Source organism: Marinobacter sp. F3R11, assembly GCF_003318275.1.
Lineage (GTDB): Bacteria > Pseudomonadota > Gammaproteobacteria > Pseudomonadales > Oleiphilaceae > Marinobacter.
The window spans coordinates 445,654-461,866 of the sequence record NZ_QOCH01000015.1 but is presented as its reverse complement, the minus strand read 5'-3'; the positions used below and the strand labels follow the sequence as shown (position 1 = coordinate 461,866).

At 50.8% G+C, this 16,213-nt stretch carries 18 protein-coding genes; 9 read left to right on the top strand and 9 right to left on the bottom strand.

From position 1 onward, the window contains the following. Positions 1-127: 127 nt before the first annotated feature. The 3 genes from DS878_RS10530 to DS878_RS10520 all read right to left on the bottom strand — a co-directional run bounded on the left by DS878_RS10530 (position 128) and on the right by DS878_RS10520 (position 1,885). A complete protein-coding gene (locus tag DS878_RS10530; RefSeq protein WP_113815917.1) occupies positions 128-808 on the bottom strand; it encodes an arginine N-succinyltransferase in 681 nt (226 codons plus the stop codon). A gap of 242 nt (positions 809-1,050) precedes the next feature. Then, a complete protein-coding gene (locus tag DS878_RS10525; RefSeq protein WP_113815916.1) occupies positions 1,051-1,563 on the bottom strand; it encodes a hypothetical protein in 513 nt (170 codons plus the stop codon). A gap of 1 nt (position 1,564) precedes the next feature. Beyond that, the gene (locus tag DS878_RS10520; protein WP_113815915.1) at positions 1,565-1,885 is read right to left on the bottom strand and encodes a hypothetical protein; all 321 of its coding nucleotides are present in this window, start codon (positions 1,883-1,885) and stop codon (positions 1,565-1,567) included. A 217-nt stretch (positions 1,886-2,102) separates the two neighbouring features. Here DS878_RS10520 and DS878_RS10515 point away from each other — a divergent pair, with 217 nt between their 5' ends. Continuing rightward, on the top strand, positions 2,103-3,155 hold the full coding sequence (locus DS878_RS10515; RefSeq protein ID WP_113815914.1) for a nuclease-related domain-containing protein: 1,053 nt from the start codon (positions 2,103-2,105) through the stop codon (positions 3,153-3,155). Then, positions 3,152-3,793 (top strand): DUF1294 domain-containing protein, encoded by a 642-nt coding sequence (locus DS878_RS10510; RefSeq protein WP_113815913.1) that lies wholly within the window; start codon positions 3,152-3,154, stop codon positions 3,791-3,793. Before DS878_RS10515 ends, DS878_RS10510 begins: the two co-directional genes overlap by 4 nt. Before the next feature lie 78 nt (positions 3,794-3,871). On the opposite strand, the gene DS878_RS10505 is transcribed toward DS878_RS10510, so the two are convergent. The 3 genes from DS878_RS10505 to DS878_RS10495 all read right to left on the bottom strand — a co-directional run bounded on the left by DS878_RS10505 (position 3,872) and on the right by DS878_RS10495 (position 6,339). Next, entirely contained in the window at positions 3,872-4,414 is a 543-nt protein-coding gene (locus DS878_RS10505; protein WP_113815912.1) for a hypothetical protein, read from the bottom strand. Positions 4,415-4,427: 13 nt separating this feature from the next. Further along, complete coding sequence (locus DS878_RS10500; RefSeq protein ID WP_113815911.1) at positions 4,428-5,603, bottom strand: hypothetical protein; 1,176 nt, start codon at positions 5,601-5,603, stop codon at positions 4,428-4,430. Between the two features lie 181 nt (positions 5,604-5,784). Beyond that, positions 5,785-6,339 (bottom strand): nucleoside 2-deoxyribosyltransferase, encoded by a 555-nt coding sequence (locus DS878_RS10495; protein WP_113815910.1) that lies wholly within the window; start codon positions 6,337-6,339, stop codon positions 5,785-5,787. Between the two features lie 118 nt (positions 6,340-6,457). Between DS878_RS10495 and thpR the strand changes: the two genes are divergently transcribed. The 3 genes from thpR (at position 6,458) to DS878_RS10480 (ending at position 8,113) form a co-directional block, all read left to right on the top strand. Next, positions 6,458-6,985 carry an RNA 2',3'-cyclic phosphodiesterase gene (thpR, locus tag DS878_RS10490; protein WP_113815909.1) on the top strand — a complete coding sequence of 176 codons (528 nt, stop codon included), beginning with the start codon at positions 6,458-6,460 and terminating at the stop codon, positions 6,983-6,985. A gap of 113 nt (positions 6,986-7,098) precedes the next feature. Next, the gene (locus DS878_RS10485) at positions 7,099-7,701 is read left to right on the top strand and encodes a nucleotidyltransferase domain-containing protein (protein ID WP_261977761.1); all 603 of its coding nucleotides are present in this window, start codon (positions 7,099-7,101) and stop codon (positions 7,699-7,701) included. Next, complete coding sequence (locus DS878_RS10480; RefSeq protein WP_113815907.1) at positions 7,694-8,113, top strand: hypothetical protein; 420 nt, start codon at positions 7,694-7,696, stop codon at positions 8,111-8,113. The genes DS878_RS10485 and DS878_RS10480 overlap by 8 nt, the downstream gene beginning before the upstream one ends. 26 nt (positions 8,114-8,139) lie before the next feature. Here the strand turns inward: DS878_RS10480 and DS878_RS10475 are convergent, their stop codons facing one another. Then, the gene (locus DS878_RS10475; RefSeq protein WP_261977760.1) at positions 8,140-8,364 is read right to left on the bottom strand and encodes a DUF3750 domain-containing protein; all 225 of its coding nucleotides are present in this window, start codon (positions 8,362-8,364) and stop codon (positions 8,140-8,142) included. A gap of 149 nt (positions 8,365-8,513) precedes the next feature. Between DS878_RS10475 and DS878_RS10470 the strand changes: the two genes are divergently transcribed. Then, the gene (locus DS878_RS10470; protein ID WP_187298779.1) at positions 8,514-9,308 is read left to right on the top strand and encodes a substrate-binding periplasmic protein; all 795 of its coding nucleotides are present in this window, start codon (positions 8,514-8,516) and stop codon (positions 9,306-9,308) included. 17 nt (positions 9,309-9,325) lie between these two features. Here DS878_RS10470 and DS878_RS10465 read toward each other — a convergent pair whose 3' ends face one another. Continuing rightward, on the bottom strand, positions 9,326-9,826 hold the full coding sequence (locus DS878_RS10465; protein ID WP_113815905.1) for an ureidoglycolate lyase: 501 nt from the start codon (positions 9,824-9,826) through the stop codon (positions 9,326-9,328). A gap of 415 nt (positions 9,827-10,241) precedes the next feature. On the opposite strand from DS878_RS10465, the gene DS878_RS10455 reads away from it, so the two are divergent. The 3 genes from DS878_RS10455 to DS878_RS10445 all read left to right on the top strand — a co-directional run bounded on the left by DS878_RS10455 (position 10,242) and on the right by DS878_RS10445 (position 15,130). Further along, positions 10,242-12,404 carry a bifunctional diguanylate cyclase/phosphodiesterase gene (locus tag DS878_RS10455; RefSeq protein WP_113815903.1) on the top strand — a complete coding sequence of 721 codons (2,163 nt, stop codon included), beginning with the start codon at positions 10,242-10,244 and terminating at the stop codon, positions 12,402-12,404. Further along, entirely contained in the window at positions 12,376-13,359 is a 984-nt protein-coding gene (locus DS878_RS10450) for a DUF4124 domain-containing protein (RefSeq protein ID WP_261977759.1), read from the top strand. Before DS878_RS10455 ends, DS878_RS10450 begins: the two co-directional genes overlap by 29 nt. Positions 13,360-13,498: 139 nt before the next feature. Beyond that, on the top strand, positions 13,499-15,130 hold the full coding sequence (locus DS878_RS10445) for a methyl-accepting chemotaxis protein (RefSeq protein ID WP_113815902.1): 1,632 nt from the start codon (positions 13,499-13,501) through the stop codon (positions 15,128-15,130). A gap of 69 nt (positions 15,131-15,199) precedes the next feature. Here the strand turns inward: DS878_RS10445 and DS878_RS10440 are convergent, their stop codons facing one another. Next, positions 15,200-15,949, bottom strand: a complete 750-nt coding sequence (locus DS878_RS10440; RefSeq protein WP_113815901.1) for an SDR family NAD(P)-dependent oxidoreductase — start codon at positions 15,947-15,949, stop codon at positions 15,200-15,202. Between the last annotated feature and the right edge of the window lie 264 nt (positions 15,950-16,213).

Genomic DNA, 16,213 nt, shown 5'->3' with positions numbered 1-16,213 from the left:
ACTGTTTGAAGAAAAGGTTTCGCGGAATCGCTTCGAGATCATGAAGGTGTCCCGCGAGCCTGTTGCCGCAGTCGTTTGTTCTCCGGAACCATTCAGCATGTCTCGTCTTCTGGGCGGACGACCCGCGCTATTCCTTAAGCCGCACAAGCAACCGGCCATCCTCAACCTGGATATGATCTACACCCGCTGCAAAGGATTGCCAGAATCCCGGGTTGGTGCCGAACTCGTTAACAAGGTCCACGTTCTTGAGGTTACCCAGCCAGGCATTCGGAATGGGTACACCCATGAGGCTGACGCCCCTTAACTTAACCAGGGGGCGACCGTTGGCAAAGGACAATTCCACACCGGCATTTACTCGCAGGGTTCTGCCGCCGAGTACAGGGAAGTCTTCTTCAAGAGGCACCAGAAGCACGGCGCTCACCAGATCGTCCGAAAGGTCTACTGCGAGTCTCTGAGCCAGATCGGTGTTATTGGCCAGCATGCCGTTGAGTTCCCGCTCGCTGAAACGTACCTCCCGGCTGGCGCCTTCTTCACTATAGGGTACCGGCTGCAACGGGCTGCCAGGTTCACCGCCTTGAGTATCAATGCCCAGAGTATTGAGTTTGTTGTTGAGTGAATCCTGTTCACTGGCATTCAGGGTTACGGGCTCGAAGTTCTCAGGAAACACATAGTGGCTTAACCACCAGTAACCAGCGCCGACGGTGGCAACGATAGTGAGCAGCACAATGCCGAAGACATGCAAGCCACTGAAGCCCTTCTTTTCGGGCTGCGGAGCTGATGCTGTTTTATCCTCGGTTGCCATACTCATTGCCAGTGTCACCTGATTGCAGTTTGAATTCGCTTCGTTGGGTCCGTGGAGCAGTCGGCTCATCTCCCACCGAGGATGGTTTGAAAAGGTTTGGTTTCTTGGGTTGCTCTAGTGCAGTTTATACGGGGTGGAATGATTATCCCAACCGTAGGAGCGTTCGAAACTCGGGACAGGTTTATTTTTGCGGCTTCTCCGGCGGCATATTGCCCATGAGAGTTTCAAGAAAGAAATCGATGCTCAGACTATTCTTCGGCCTGGAGATCCCCTAACACCCGCAGAAAACCATCGGCATCAAGAAAGTCGGATTCCAGTTTGATCAAGTTGCCGTTATTCGACTGGAAGAAAACAAAGGAGGCACCCTGATCAGACAGGAAGTGGTAATAGGCTTTATCTCCAATTTCCCAAGTGCCGGAGTCTCCACCTTCAATGAACACTTTCTGGAAAGACTCTACACTGGCTTTATCGCAGCTGTGGGCCTTATCCTTCGACAGTGTCGCTTCGAAAAAGTCAGACCATTTGCAGCCTCCTGTTTCGAGCGTGTTTTCTGTCCCGAAACTGATGTATTGCTTGCCGATGGTATGGGAATATTTGACCAGCAGAATGTCGTTGTCGGCGCCAAGCGATCCGACGATAACGGGTGATTCTGGTACCTGAAACTTCATACCATCATAGGCGGCTGTAATGAATTGATCGGTTTGCGCGCAGGCCGGGAGAGAGGTGCAGGCCAAACCTATTAGCAGGGCGGTTTTCTTCATATCACAGTCCTTGTTTTGCCATTTCCATTTGGTTGCGAAAGTTTATCGCTACACGCTGCCGGCAGGCTTCGTAGAGTTGAGTGTCGCCAGAAGCAATTCGTTTACCAATTTTTGAGACTTGCTTAATGATGTATTTGCCGTTCGGGCGGCCAGAGATATGGCGAGGCACCAAGTCCATTGTTGCTGAGCAGTTTTGTGCTTCTTCCAATGCCTCGTAGGCGATGGATGCCATGCCTTCATTTACAGATTCAGGAGAAGTTGTCCCTTCGCCCCAGAAATAATTTATGACTGCAGATATGTGCTCGCGTTGATCAGAGTCCATAGTTTCGTTCCTTTTAAACACGGCCCTTCCTAGGCTACGAAGCTGAAGATACAACGAATTGTGGTTGTCGACAATGACCCCACCCCCTCTTCCTGGCCCAAGATAAGCTGGAGCCCCATTGGCGAGGAGTTACAAAAATCCTAAGGCATCGAACCAAAGACTGATTTATGGTCCGCGCTGGGTTGATTCAGGATTGCACAACAAGGATGTCTGAGAAATGGATTTGAGCCCGGCTTTCCAGCCCCTTATTACTGCACTTTATTATCTGTTAGCTTTTTTAATCATTGCAGGCCTGCTCAGATCCCCTTGGCTAAAGGGTAAGTTTGGGGAGTTCCTGGTCAATTTCTCCGCGCGGAGGTACCTGGATAAATCCCGCTACCATCTCATCAAGAATGTGACCCTCCCCACGGAAGATGGCACCACGCAGATCGACCATGTGCTGGTTTCGGAGTTTGGCGTATTCGTTGTCGAGACCAAAAACATGAAGGGCTGGATCTTCGGTGGCTCTCATCAACGTTCCTGGACTCAGAAGATTTACCGTTCCAGTCACAAATTCCAGAACCCGCTGCATCAGAACTACAAGCATGTGAAAACTCTGCAGACCCTGCTTGGGCTAGGTGATCACCAGATATATTCATTGGTGGTGTTTGTGGGGGACAGCACATTCAAAACGCCCATGCCGGAAAATGTCACGCAAGGCCTGGGGTATGTCCGTTATATCAAGTCGAAAACGGATCCTGTTCTTAACCAGGAAGAAGTGGAAGAGGTCAGGGAAAAGATCGCCTCCGGCCGCCTCAAGGCATCATTTGCAACCGACCAGGCGCATGCCCGCCACGTGAGGGAGTTGGTGGCCGAGCGTAGTGGGAGTGTGCCCCGTAGCCGGGGTCCTGGGCTTTTCAAACCGCTGGTTTTTATAGCATTGATGCTGGGTGCCGGTACGATTGTGTTGAACGCGTATTCGGATTTCGTTTCAGGTGCGTTGGCGACTGGCACTAAAAGGAACGTTGAGCAACGGGTTGAAGAAGTACCGCAGCGCACTCCACGGCAACCGGAAAGCGAACTCAAAATAGATTCGAGCCCTATTACGCAAGCGTCCTCCTCAGGGGTAGTTGCTCGGGATATTCACCAACCGCCTTCTGAGTTGTTTTTGGCAAGGCAGGAATGTAACGCCCTTATTGCTGCCGCTATCGGCAATCAGGATCCGCGTATTTTGAGAGACAGAGATAAGGCATGTGCCCGGTACGAGGCCCTGCAAGGAGAAGTGAATTGAATCAGAAAGGAGTTCTCACTGTCTGGGATGATGCCAAGGGATTTGGGTTCATTACTCCGGAAGGCGGTGGTGAGCGGGTCTTTGCTCATATCAGCAGCTATGCAGGCCGGGGGCGGCCGGTTTCTGATCGCAAGGTGACTTACAGCATCTCGAAGGATGACCGGGGCCGGCTGAGGGCTGGGCGCTTTCAGTATGCGGGAGCAGCAAAGATTGGCGCCAGTATTGCTCCGGGAGTCTGGGTGGCGGCAGTTGTTGTGCTGGGGTTTTTCACGACTCTGGCAGGTCTGTTCCATCGGGGTTATATGCCTGTTTCTATCCCGGCTGCCTATGGCGGGGTGAGTCTGGTGTTGTTCGTGATGTACTGGATTGATAAGCGGGCGGCGCAGCGGGGTGCACAGCGTACGCCTGAGAACAGGCTGCATTTCTTTGAACTATTCTGTGGCTGGCCCGGTGCGCTTATGGCACAACAGGTTTTTCGGCATAAAACGCGAAAGGTGAGCTATCAGGTTGTTTTCTGGCTGGCGGTTTGCGCCAATCTGGGGGCTCTTGGCTGGCTGCTTGTTGCCCCGGAAGCGGGCACTTTGCGGCAGCAATTGGACTTTGATTTATTGAATTCTTTGCGGCCGCTTATCTGGTAGCAGGGCAATGAAAATAAATCTGTGCCGGTAAAAACATGGAAAAGGCCCCTTTGGAGCCTTTTCTATGAAAAGGTAAATCTACAGGAAGTGGTCTTCTTCAAGGGCGTTGATAATTATGCTGCTCATGGCAGGGGTAGACTGGTCTACGTATTCCTTGTGCTTATCCCTTAGCTTGCCAAAGTAAAAGGGATGGGCCAGTACCTTGCTGCTGCCATCGAAAAAATACTCTTTTGCAGGAGTGCCGAATTCATGTGCCTCTACACGAACATGATATTGAGTTGTTGTTGTGATGGGCAGGATGAAAAAAGAGATAAAGGGAAGGATGGCAGAAGCCATGTCCGCGCCGTTTTGCTCTACGCGACATTCTGATTCAAGAAACAGCGCCAGATCAGCATTGCCTTTGGTGCTTGCCTCAATGTAGTCCAGCGATTCAAAGCGTTTTTGCAGCTCTTCGATAAGTGTTTCGTCATGGCAAGAGGGGTTGCTGTCGCTGGTGCTGGCAATGTAGAAGCTCTGCTTGGCTGTTGTTGCTTGTGTATTGATGCCTTCGTCACTGGGCGGGAAAGCTACCGCGCATCCGAGTAAAGACTGAGTCAGAATTACGAGTAGCAGATATTTCATAAAGGCAGCCCTTTTACTGTGTGTATTCGCAAGTGTGGGTGATCTGAACCACGCAACGGTATTCGTCGTTACGGTTTGCTGTGCATTCTTTTCTTACCATGTTCGGGTCGCTAAGCGTGGTTATTTTGCCCCGGTGATTTTCCCGGCACTGCTGTCTGGCCAGAGTGTCAGCATTGGTGGTAGCCAGGTTCAGTGCCTGGTCATAAGGAAAGTGCATGTTAGTGGTGCCACTGGTCTGGATTTCCGTTGTCACCGTTTTCGGCGCAGGTTTGGTCGCTTTGGGTGCGGGCTGCGTTTGCGGGTTGCTCTGTGTTGCCCTGACGGAAGACGGGCTTTGTTGTTGAGTGGGCTCAGTCTGGATAGCCGGCGTGGGCGTGGGTGAGGGCGGGCTCATGGTATAGGCTGGCGTGCTGTTGTTGATTGCCAGTGGGTCATAGCTTGCGGCCGGCAGGTTGCTTGCGGCTTTCGCCGCCGCAGAAATGGTGTCGCTCCAGTCGGTTTCCGCGATGGTTTCAACGGTTACTCCGATGGGCACAACCACGGCATAAAGAGCTCCACTGAACACCCTCATAACGATGGCGCTGCCCTCAATATCCTCGTCGCTTTTCACTTTTTCCAGGTCATGGGTTACGTCCATGCCATTGGCTTGCTTAACCAAAAGGTCAAATATTCGGATGCTTCTGGATATGGCGTCTGTGGCAATGGCTGTCTGGGTTCCGCAATTGACGATATTTTCGATATCAGACATGACTGAGGTTTCGTGATGGCCTTTTGTCTCGATATCCACATCGAATAATGTGCGGGGATGGCGTTCCAGTGTCGCAAGAATGTAGTTGGTCGTAAGAGTGCCCTCGGTGGTATAACTGAGCTTGGTTCTTGTGCACTCAATGCCGCTTTCTGCAACTGAGGAGTTGATTTTCAGTGTGTATAACTGGTTGCCGGAACCACTGAAAAGGTTTTTGTTTGCCTGGAATTTTTCTTTGGCGATGGCCTGCAACTTATCGAGAGTTTCGTCGTCGGTGGCACCGTGACCGTCAGAAATTCCGAAAATAGAGACGCGAGCCAGAGTGCCGTCATAAGCAGGTTTTTCGAGGTCTTCCCCCTCGAACTGAATGTTCTTGTTGCTGCTGCAGCCGCCAATTGTTAAAGCCAGAGCCAGGACAAAGGGAATTCGCTTGATTGCGGTCATTAGCGGCTATTTGTAATAAGGGAAAACCGAAGTATTACATGAAAAATAATTTAGATCAGTGTTTTTAGGTAACAAGAGACATTCATTGAAAAAAGTGCCGGTTGAAGCAGTCTGGCTCCAGCAGTAACAACATTGAGCACACTGGATTAGCGGATGCAGGGACATACTTATTTTCCCGGCTTTATCTCGACAGGGTATAGGTAAGCGCCTGAACACAACGGTGGAACAGTTCTGCGGAGAAAAACGGGTGTTCGCCTGGCTGCTCAGCCACAAAGAGTTGACCTCCGGACTCACGGATACCGCCCTCAATCATCAGGTTGTCACTCAGTTCAAAGTCTTCAATGCTATGGCCCATGTCGTCCAGACCGGTGGCACCTGCCCGTTCCCGGTAGTGTCGGCTATCCAGGGTGAACCCGAATGCGGGCTTGCCCTGGGCTATCATGTATCCCACCTCGTACACGGTACCCGGGTCGGCGCTGATGCCGCGAAAGGGTGTCAGGTTGGCGATGATGGCGTCGCAGCTGTCCATCAGTTCACGGTTGGCCTTGTAGATGTTATGCCCGCGATCGGGCTTTGCCTGGTCATCTGAAAACACCAGTTCGGTATCCAGTGGGTCTATGCCTTCAAACCCGTATTCCCGGAGGATGCGTTTTTTCTCGGCTACGATGAGCTGGTGTTCGCTGGCGGGGAAGAAGACTTCCGGCCCGGCGAGGTAGATGCGTTTTGGCTTTGCCATAGGGGCCTCTTAGGCTGGTATATAATTGGGACAGATTTATTTTCTAGTCTGAATGGTAACAGCTGTCCATGGTAGACCCGGGTACGGCTTTGTTTCCTTTTTATGGATGCTCAAAATCATGCGCCGACTATTCTTTGGTCTGGAGATTCCTGCTCACATCAAAGCCCGTCTGTTGAAGGCCAGGGCAGAGGTATCCGGTGCCAGATGGCAGAGTGCTGAGCAGATGCACCTCACCTTGCTGTTCCTTGGCGACCTTGAGGAGGAGTGTTTGCCGGCTGTGTGCGAGGCTGCCCGCCATATTCGCCCGGTGCCTTTTGAGTTGAGTGTTACGGGGTTGGGTTGTTTTGGTCCACCTTCTGCTCCCCGGGTTCTCTGGGCCGGAGTCCGGCCGGAGGTTCCCGTTGCCAGTCTTCATGGCGCGATTAAAAGCAAAATGGACGGGCTTGGATTTACAACGGAAGGTCGCGCATTCCGCCCACATATCACTCTGTCCAGATTCCGGCGTCAGCCCGGTTCGGTTGAGAGTCTGCTGGCTGATTATGAGGGACGGGAATTCGGGGTGTTTCAGGTGGATGAGTTCGTGCTTTTTGAGAGCAGGCAAGGCGCCGAAGGTTCTGTGTACACGGTGATAGAGCGCTTTCCTTAAAGTCAGATTCCAGTCTGATCAGGTGGACGGTTTAAGCAATTCGGCTTCAGACTTTCAGGATGCCCATTTTGGGTATAGAATTACCCAAAATGGGTTTTAAGAGTGCCGTCAGCATGCCAGCAGTAAAAACATCTAAATGCACTGGATTGGCGGATGCCCTGTTTTCACAAACCCGCCAAAAGGTACTGCGGCTGTTCTTCGCGCGTGAAGAAAGGGACTTTTCCATAAAAGAGCTCATCGAGCAGGCGGAAGCGGGTTCGGGGGCGGTGCAGCGGGAACTGGCGCGTCTGGTGGATAGTGGCCTGGTGCAGGTGACATTGCAGGGGAGCCAGAAACGATACAGGGTCAATCCGGACTCGCCTGTTTTTCCGGAGTTATCTTCTCTTGTCTCCAAACTGCTCGGTCCGGAACAGCAGGTTGCAGATGCTCTCAATTCGATCAGTGATAAGATCGATCTGGCCCTGATTTATGGTTCGGTGGCGAAGAAGACCGATCATGCCAACAGCGATATCGATCTGATGCTGGTATCGGACTCCCTCACTCTGGAGGAGGTCTTTGAAGCCTTGGAGCCAGCAGAGGCCAAGCTCTCCCGTACCATCAACCCAACTCTCTACAAGCAGGAAGAGTTTGAGAAACGCCGGGCCAACAATAACCCGTTTTTGAGGAAAGTCCTGGATGGACAGTACATATTGTTGAAAGGAAGCATCAATGAATAAAGAAGCACTGGATAACCTGGTCCGGATACACAAGCTTCACCATGAGGCGGTAGATGCCGATGAGGTTCAGGGGCTTATCCAATCCGGTAGCCTTCGATTAAAGGATGCGGGTCTGGAAACACTTAGTCTGGAGAGCCGCTTTGATTTGTCCTATAACGCTGCGCACGCGCTTTCTCTGGCTGCACTTAGACATTGCGGTTATCGGTCGGACAATCGATACCTGGTGTTTCAATGCTTGCAGCATACGCTCGACTTGCCGCCAGCCAAATGGCGGGTTCTTGATCAGGCCCATCGCAAGCGAAACCTTGCAGAATATGAAGGCAATATCGACGTAGACGAAGCCTTGGTGAAAAGTCTCATGGAAATAACTGAAGAAATCAGGCGAGCCATGGTTGCACTTGCCACAGGATAAAATGCAACTTACCCATATTGGGTAAGTTAATGCCCAATATGGGTAAATGAGTAAGCGGGGCGGGATCGCACCTTCTCATAACCCCAGCCAGTAACTTCGTGAACCTCATAGGTGGATGTCTCGCGCTCCTTGGTTGCAATCCAGGTGTGGACCGCAAAATTGCCGCGCCAGCTCTGGCCAGAGGAGCTACTGCAGGCCGCAATCATTGCGGGGCCTGCCAGCAAAACCAACAGAAATACTGTGGTTCTCATGAGCCATCGAAGGGGTTTGATCAGTTCAGGGGTGCCTCGGACTACATGCATTGGTTGGCAATCAAAACCCGTTCAGTATAGGTTTTATCATCACCTTAGCGCGAAAACCTGCTATTTTTAAATCAGGTAATTTCGAAAGGATGCACTCTTTGTTTCAATTTCGTTCGCGTACCAATACCCGTTTACGCCGTACCTTGATGCTGATGATTTTTATGGTAATAGCTGCCAGTTCGAAGGCTATGGATAGCCTTGATGTTCGAGTGGGCAACTTCTACCCCAACTATTACAAGAATGCAGAGCAGCAATGGGAAGGCATTGATGTCGAGATGGCCGTTGCTCTGGCTGAGCGCGCGGGGTTCAGTCCAAATATCGTTGAAATCCCCTGGTCGCGAGCTCTGATCATGGCCCGGCGGGGGCAGGTCGACCTTCTGGCAAATGTAAACATTTCTGATGAGCGGTCTGAGTATCTGCACTGGATTGGCCCGCAGCGATATACCCAGATGAGCCTGATTGTCACCAGGGAAAATGCTGAGTTGCCGATCAATTCTCTTGATGATCTGGTGGCTCAGTGTAAGTCGCTTGGTCTGAAATTTGGTATTCAGCCCAATGTGATTTACGGGGATGAGTTTGCTGAAAGGCTGAGAAGCGACAATGAGTTCAGGGCCTGCGCTGAAGAGTCGACCGGTCCCCAGAATGACGACAAGGTTTTGTTTGGCAGGCTGCTTGGTTATTTCGATGAGCCACTGGATGTGCAGGCCGAAAGAAGGCGCAATCCTGACTACGGTCTGGTGGTCCATCCTTTTACTGTGATCAAGGAACCCGTGTTCTTCGGGGTCAGCAAGGCGTCGGTCAATGCTGATGAGCTCAAACGATTGCTGGTGGCCTACCAATCATTGGTGGCGGATGGTTCTCTGGATGCTATTGCCAGGAAATGGACCTTTTGATCAGAAAATTGTGCCGGTTACCCGAGCATTACCCTTAGTGCCAGCGGGTGCTCGTCGCAGTTGTTTCCTTTGCCTCCGCGATCCACTACCAGAAAGGTGCCTTCGCGCTCCAGTACAGACTGAATGGCATGCCATGTGCCGGCGTGGTAGTTGACGCCCTGTTGGCCGTCGGTAACGAAAGCCCGCACCTGGTCTGGGTTTATCACGTCTCCAGGGGGAGCTACTACAACGACAAAGCGCTCACCGTTCAGCGGCACAAAAGCCTGACTGCCCAGCGGGTGGCGTTCAAGAAAGCTCAGCTCCAAAGGTATTTGTACTGGCTGGCTGACGAAGATACTGATCAGCGTTCTCGCGTCTTCACCTAATGTCTCGACTTTTGCCAGATCATGGTAGCGCCGGGTGCGCCCGCTATTGATCATGAAATATTCCGCACAGCGGTGATCGATCACCTCGCCAAAGTCAGCGAAAGCTTCGGGGGTCAGCGGTTCGGCCGTCAATTGCAATAACTGCTCACTCATATGAGGTCTCCGCTTAACCATCGCAGGTCGGTAATTTTATGGTTAGATATCGTCATCGCTCAAACCACCACGCAGTACTGTCGATCGGATGTGACAGGCCATGGCCGCAGCATAGAGCCAGCCACAATGATCTCACTATAGCATCGGCCAACTCCGCAGTTGTAGCTGTACCTTTCATATCCGGCATGCAGTTGTCCTTGGTGTTCAGCAGCTTCGTCGGTTTTTTGTGCGATTTCTTTGGCAGACTGTTCGGCAATCATGGCAGGGTAATTGCCTCCACCAGGGTTTAGGTTCTTCTGGTGTAGAAGCAGTGTTTTTTGTAGTATTTGTGTGCACATTTGCGTCAGAACCTGGTTTTTCTGACCTCCAGAGATCACTACGAAAGTTTCCGAATTCTAAAAAAGGCAGTCATTTCATGGGCGATTCACCCCAGTCTCAACTGGATGCGGAACGAGAAAAAAACAGGTTGTTGTCTGACATTGTTAATGCAATACCAGAGCCCATCCTGGCCAAAGACTGGGATGGCAATTTTGTTTTTGCCAACAGTTACGTTGCCAGACTATATGGCACCACACCCGAAGAAATGATTGGTAAAGAAGACTCCTATTTCACTGGGAATAAGGAGCAGGGCAGGTTTTTTAAGGAAAATGTTCAGAGCATTATGAGTCGCTTCGAGCCTGAGACGGTTTATGAAGACTCTACTGATAATAATACTGGCGAAATTCGTCATTATCAGTCGCTGAAGATCCCGTTTAAAAACAGAAATGGTGATCTGAACATTGCGGTTATCGCGCGTGATATTACTGATATTACCGAGTTGAAGAATCTGGCGGAGTTTAACTCCAAGCGATTGGAGTTGGTGCTGGCAGTTTCCCGGGAAGGGATGTGGGACTGGAATACCGAAACCAACGTGGTGTTGTTCAGCAAAGGCTGGGAAAAGATCACAGGTATCAATCGTTCAAAAGGTTCGTTCTCATATTTTATGTCTCGTATTGTTGAGGACGACAAACAGCGGGTTAGCGATGCTCTTGAGGCACTGTTAGAAAAAAACATTCCTTACGATATTGAGTTCAGGTTCAAGCGCCCCGACGGCGAAGTAATATGGCTTTGGGACCGGGGAAGTATTGTAGAGCATGATGAACAAGGCAAGCCGTTATTGCTGGCAGGGATAGTTCAGGATGTTACCCAGCAGAAAATTAATCAATCCAAAATAGAGTCCTTGGCCTTTTATGATTCCCTGACCAAACTCCCAAACCGTGCATTATTGAATGACAGGTTGGGTGTCGCGCTTGACCGTTGCAGGCGTTCCGGGAAATGTGGTGCAGTTCTTTTTGTAGACCTGGATAATTTCAAGAACTTGAATGATACCTATGGACACCAGGCGGGTGATGATTTGCTGGTGGTCCTGGGGGCCCGGCTTAATTCGTTGGTGCGTGGGGATGATACGGTTGCCAGGTTTGGTGGCGATGAGTTTGTCATTGTTTTGAATGAACTGGCCTCTGATCCGCGCAAAGCAGCAGCTAAAGCAAAATCAATTGCCCAGGATATCCAGTTTTCAGTCGGTGAAAAAGTAAGCATCGAGCTGAATAACAACCGCCCCGCTATTGACTATGCGATCACAGCGAGTATCGGTATTACTATTTTTGAGCCTGGTTTGAATCAGGCGGCCGAATTACTCCAGTTGGCTGACCTGGCACTGTATCAGGCTAAAAGTAATGGCCGTGATGATTGTGCAATATTTGATCCGGTCATACACGAAGAAATTGATAAGACTACGCGTTTAGAGAATGAATTGCGGCTCTCACTGGTCCAGGGGGATTTTGTTCTGCACTATCAGCCCCAGTACGATGCAGACCGGAATCTGGTGTCTGCCGAGGCGCTGATACGTTGGGCTCATCCTGAGCGAGGATTGGTCAGGCCAAGAGATTTCATCGCTGCTGTTGAGCAGTCTAACCTGATACTACCAGTGGGTGACTGGGTGCTGGCTGAAGCTTGCAAACAACTGAAGGCCTGGCAGTCTGATTCGCGATATCAACATTTGTGTATATCCATTAACACCAGTGCCAGGCAGGTTTGGTCTGGGGATTTTGTGAAGAATGTGAAAAAAATTGTTTCTGAATCGGGTATCGATCGTTCCAGGTTAAAGCTGGAGATTACAGAAACAGTTTTACTGGGTGACACCAATGAAATGATAGAGAAATTAAATGAATTGGTGGCCTTTGGATTGTCGTTTTCTCTGGACGATTTCGGAACGGGCTATTCATCGCTAAGTTATTTAAAGCACTTACCGATTAGTGAGATTAAGGTTGATCACTCTTTTACTCGCGACCTGCTCGACGATGAAATGGATATGATTATGGTTAAATCCATTATCGATTTAGGCAAGAATTTTGGTATTAGCGTTGTGGCCGAAGGCGTGGAAAAAGAGGCTCACTTCGAAGTTCTCAAAGGGCTCGGCTGCGACCTTCATCAAGGGCACTATTTTAGTCGCCCGGTACCGGTTTCGGAGTTTATTTCTCTTGTGGATGGCACGGCAGGAGGCACCCTTGGTGGGCTATCTTCACGCGGAAGAAGATAAGAGGCACAGGTTTGTTTTTTGCCGCAAAACCATGCACCTGATCGTTGTTTTTTTGCTGTTTATGGTCGCTGCAAGCACCGGTTCTGCAGAGATTTATAAATGGGTAGATGACGACGGAAAGGTTCATTTCAGCGACCGCAAAGACCACAGAGTCAAACAGGAAGTTGTCAGCGTGAAGCCCGGGGCGTCGAAATGGTCCCGGTTCAATATCGATATTAAAACCGTAGATGTAGAGCTGAGCGCCGGGGAAAAACAGCAGATTGTTGACGGTGTGAACAACGTTTACGAGTTTTTTGATCGGGTGCTGTCCTTCGACATGTACAAGACTGTGCCCGTCAATATCCTGATTTTCAAGAACAGCGAGGAATACCGGAATTACCTGATTCGCAATGACAGAGGTATGGCGGTTGCTTCATACGGCCTGTATATACCTTCTGAAAATCAGATCGTCGTTTATGTGCGCGAAAACAGAAGTCTCACCTTTAAAACGATCAAGCATGAGGTGAGTCATGCGGTTGTTGATACCATCGTCCCCTACGCCCCTGCCTGGATAAATGAAGGGCTCGCTGAGCAGATGGAGGTGCTGGAGCGTGATGAATCAGGCTTGTATTTTGAGCGTCACGCTGAAAACCGGTGGATCGTCGCACAAGCCCGTGACCAGGGTCGTTTGGCGGACATTGATGAGCTTTTAAAGCTGCCCAGTGATAAGTGGCGACATTCAGATATGTCGCGGCAGGGGAGCATGAGGGCTCAGTCCGGCCAGTTCATCTATTTTCTGCTATCCAAACCGACCGGGCGTAACTTTATTGCCCGGTTGATGCACACCTTCAACCGGGGTGATCGCACCCTCTCTTATTACCTTGTCGATGAGAATTACATTGGTGGTGTAAGAATGCTGGGGTTGGACTGGAGCCGCTGGTTGCACAACCAGGGTGACGCGATTATCAGGCTTTAGGCGTCTGCCGGGAGCAATCCTGACCGAAAATGAGACTAAAGTTCAATATAAACCGGTCGATAATACTTCTGGTAGCCCTGATTCCAGGGCGACCCCACCCCGACAGACTCAAGCGCCCGCTTCAAGGAATGATAGTTCAATGAACGCAAAAATCGGTTTACGACTTGCTATTGGTTTTGCCTTTGTCATTATCCTGATGACTCTGTTGACTATGTTTTCGGTTATGAAGATGTCTCAGGTAGGTAGCGCCCTGACGACGATCAACGATATCAACAGTGTTAAGCAGCGTTACGCCATCAACTTCCGAGGAAGTGTTCACGACCGGGCCATTGCGTTGCGGGATGTGGTGATGGTTCCAACGAATGCTGAGGTCCAGGCGTCGGTGCAGGAAATTCGTTCGCTGAGCAGGGATTATGTTGACTCAGCTGAAAAACTGGACGCTCTTCTTGCCGGTGAAACTGACAGTGATCCGGTGGAAATAGCGGGGCTGAAAAAGATCAAAGCGATTGAATCCCATACCTTGCCGATAATCGAAGAGGTGATCTCCCTGAGAAACTCGGGGCGGGGTGATGCTGCTACCCATGTGATGCTCACTGATGCTAAACCGGCATTTATTGAATGGCTGAAGCTGATCAATGAGTTTATTGATCTGAAAGAAAGCCAGAATAACGTCATAACACAGGAAACCCGTGAGCTTACATCCGGTTTTTCCATGATCAGCTGGGTGATTACGCTGGGAGCGGTGATCCTTGCTGCAGTCGCAGCGCTGCTTATTGCCAGGTCGATCACTACTCCTTTGCGCCGTGCTGTGGCTGTTGCCCAGTCCATTGCCAAGGGTGATCTGACACAGCCCATTTCTGCCAAAGGCAAAGATGAAACAGCGGATGTGATGCGCTCTCTCGAGAGCATGCGCCAGTCATTACTTGCAACGGTTAGCGACATTCGTGATTCTGCGGATCAATTGAACAGCTCGTCCGACCGGATTTCCGAGGTGACCACACGTGGTGCCGAGTTGGCGGACCAGCAAAACAAACAGCTGCAGGAAGCCTCCCGTGCGGTGAACGAAATGAGTAGCTCGGTAAATGAGGTGGCGCAGAATGCAGTGGCTACATCAGAAGAATCTGAAGCGTCACTCAGATCTTCTGAGGCGTCCAGTGAACGCGTTGAGCAGACAGTAGTTTCCCTGCGTAACATGCTGGAGCAAATTCAGGAGACATCCGGACTGATTCAGGCTCTGGCAATAAAAAGCCAGGACATTGGAGAGGTGTTGAATGTCATCCGCTCCATAGCCGAGCAAACGAATCTGTTGGCATTGAACGCTGCGATTGAGGCTGCCAGAGCAGGTGAGGCAGGGCGAGGTTTTGCCGTTGTAGCGGATGAAGTGCGGAATCTGGCGAGCAAAACCCAGTCTTCGACTCTTTCTATCGAAGAAATGATCAGTGCCATTCAGCAAAATGTGCAGTCTGCTGTGGCGTCTATTGAAAGTTCTGCCGAGCAAGGGCAGGCAACCAGTGAGCTGGCTGGAGAGGCAGTAGAATCACTGCATAGTGTCAAGCAGGACATACAACTGATAACGGCTCGTAATCACAACATCGCCTCAGCTGCAGAGCAACAGGCTCAGGTTGCCCGGGATATCGATGAGGGTATTGCCAGCATCCGCTCGCTGGCCCAGGCGGTCGATGAAGTTGCTGAGTCCACCAGACAGGAAGGACAGAACCTGCAGTCTCTTTCCTCCAGGTTGCTGGGGAATATTCAGATTTTCCGATTGTAGAAGGAGGCTGTCGATCCGGAGCCGCTGGTGTCCCCTGTATCCAGGAAACACTCAGCGGCCGGTCTCCGGTTATTGCGCGGTGTAGGCGCCGTCTACCGTGTAGTGACTGCCGGATACAAAAGACGCTTCGTCGGACAGCAGGAAGGTGACCACATTAGCCACTTCTTCAGGCCGGCCCAAACGGCCGATCGGGTGAAGAGATTTCAGGGCATCATAGGTCTCTTTGTCGAGGCTGCTCAGCAACGGGGTGTCGATATAGCCAGGATGTACCGAGTTGATGCGGACACCTTTAGATGAGTATTCCAGCGCCGCTGTTTTGGTCAGCCCGGACACTGCGTGTTTTGCAGCAACGTAACCAGCCAGGTTTTCTGTGCCGATCAGCCCGAGAATGGATGCTGTGTTGACGATGGCGCCACCACCAGCTTTCAGCATGGCGGGAATCTGGTAGCGCAAGCCATAGAATACCCCGTTCAGGTTGATGCTGATGACCCTGTGCCAGTCTTCGATGCTCAGTTCCCCGGTGGGAACGGTGGCGCCAAGAATGCCGGCGTTGTTGAAGGCCAGATTCAATGCTCCGAATTCGGAGCAGGCAAAGTCCACTGCTGCCTTGACCTGTTCATGATCAGAGGTATCTGCAGTGAAGGCTGCTGCCTTACCTCCAGCTTCCTTGATAGCCTGAACGACTTTCTCTGCAGCTTCGGTGTTTATATCGGAAACAACAACAGCTGCACCCTGTTTTGCCAGTCGCAGTGCGACGGCTTCGCCAATGCCTGAACCTGCGCCAGTAACTAGTGCTGTTTTTCCGGAGAAATCACTCATGATTTGTACCCTCGCAATGGTTGGTTAACACACTCGTTCATCGGCAAGAGCAGTGATGGAACAAAAAGGCTGGTTTACCGCCAATCCATATGCGTGTCGACATATTTAAAATATGGCCTGGCAGCATGAATGAAACTGATACTTCTACTTATGTGTGGGGAGGCTGCATATAAGGTTGTTGATTTTTATTATGTTTTTAATTGTTGTGCTGTTTTTAGGTATTATGCAGGTCAAGTTGCGGCTTTTTCGCCGCTTTAGTGACCA

Bases quoted from the DNA above. Each gene is read 5' to 3' on its own strand.
- DS878_RS10520 (WP_113815915.1), bottom strand. From the start codon at position 1,885: ATGGACTCTGATCAACGCGAGCACATATCTGCAGTCATAAATTATTTC.
- DS878_RS10480 (WP_113815907.1), top strand. From the start codon at position 7,694: ATGAATAAAGAAGCACTGGATAACCTGGTCCGGATACACAAGCTTCAC.
- DS878_RS10485 (WP_261977761.1), top strand. From the start codon at position 7,099: ATGCCAGCAGTAAAAACATCTAAATGCACTGGATTGGCGGATGCCCTG.
- DS878_RS10455 (WP_113815903.1), top strand. From the start codon at position 10,242: ATGGGCGATTCACCCCAGTCTCAACTGGATGCGGAACGAGAAAAAAAC.
- DS878_RS10440 (WP_113815901.1), bottom strand. From the start codon at position 15,949: ATGAGTGATTTCTCCGGAAAAACAGCACTAGTTACTGGCGCAGGTTCA.
- DS878_RS10495 (WP_113815910.1), bottom strand. From the start codon at position 6,339: ATGGCAAAGCCAAAACGCATCTACCTCGCCGGGCCGGAAGTCTTCTTC.
- DS878_RS10505 (WP_113815912.1), bottom strand. From the start codon at position 4,414: ATGAAATATCTGCTACTCGTAATTCTGACTCAGTCTTTACTCGGATGC.
- DS878_RS10445 (WP_113815902.1), top strand. From the start codon at position 13,499: ATGAACGCAAAAATCGGTTTACGACTTGCTATTGGTTTTGCCTTTGTC.
- DS878_RS10465 (WP_113815905.1), bottom strand. From the start codon at position 9,826: ATGAGTGAGCAGTTATTGCAATTGACGGCCGAACCGCTGACCCCCGAA.
- DS878_RS10475 (WP_261977760.1), bottom strand. From the start codon at position 8,364: ATGAGAACCACAGTATTTCTGTTGGTTTTGCTGGCAGGCCCCGCAATG.
- DS878_RS10530 (WP_113815917.1), bottom strand. From the start codon at position 808: ATGAGTATGGCAACCGAGGATAAAACAGCATCAGCTCCGCAGCCCGAA.
- DS878_RS10525 (WP_113815916.1), bottom strand. From the start codon at position 1,563: ATGAAGAAAACCGCCCTGCTAATAGGTTTGGCCTGCACCTCTCTCCCG.
- DS878_RS10500 (WP_113815911.1), bottom strand. From the start codon at position 5,603: ATGACCGCAATCAAGCGAATTCCCTTTGTCCTGGCTCTGGCTTTAACA.
- DS878_RS10515 (WP_113815914.1), top strand. From the start codon at position 2,103: ATGGATTTGAGCCCGGCTTTCCAGCCCCTTATTACTGCACTTTATTAT.
- thpR (WP_113815909.1), top strand. From the start codon at position 6,458: ATGCGCCGACTATTCTTTGGTCTGGAGATTCCTGCTCACATCAAAGCC.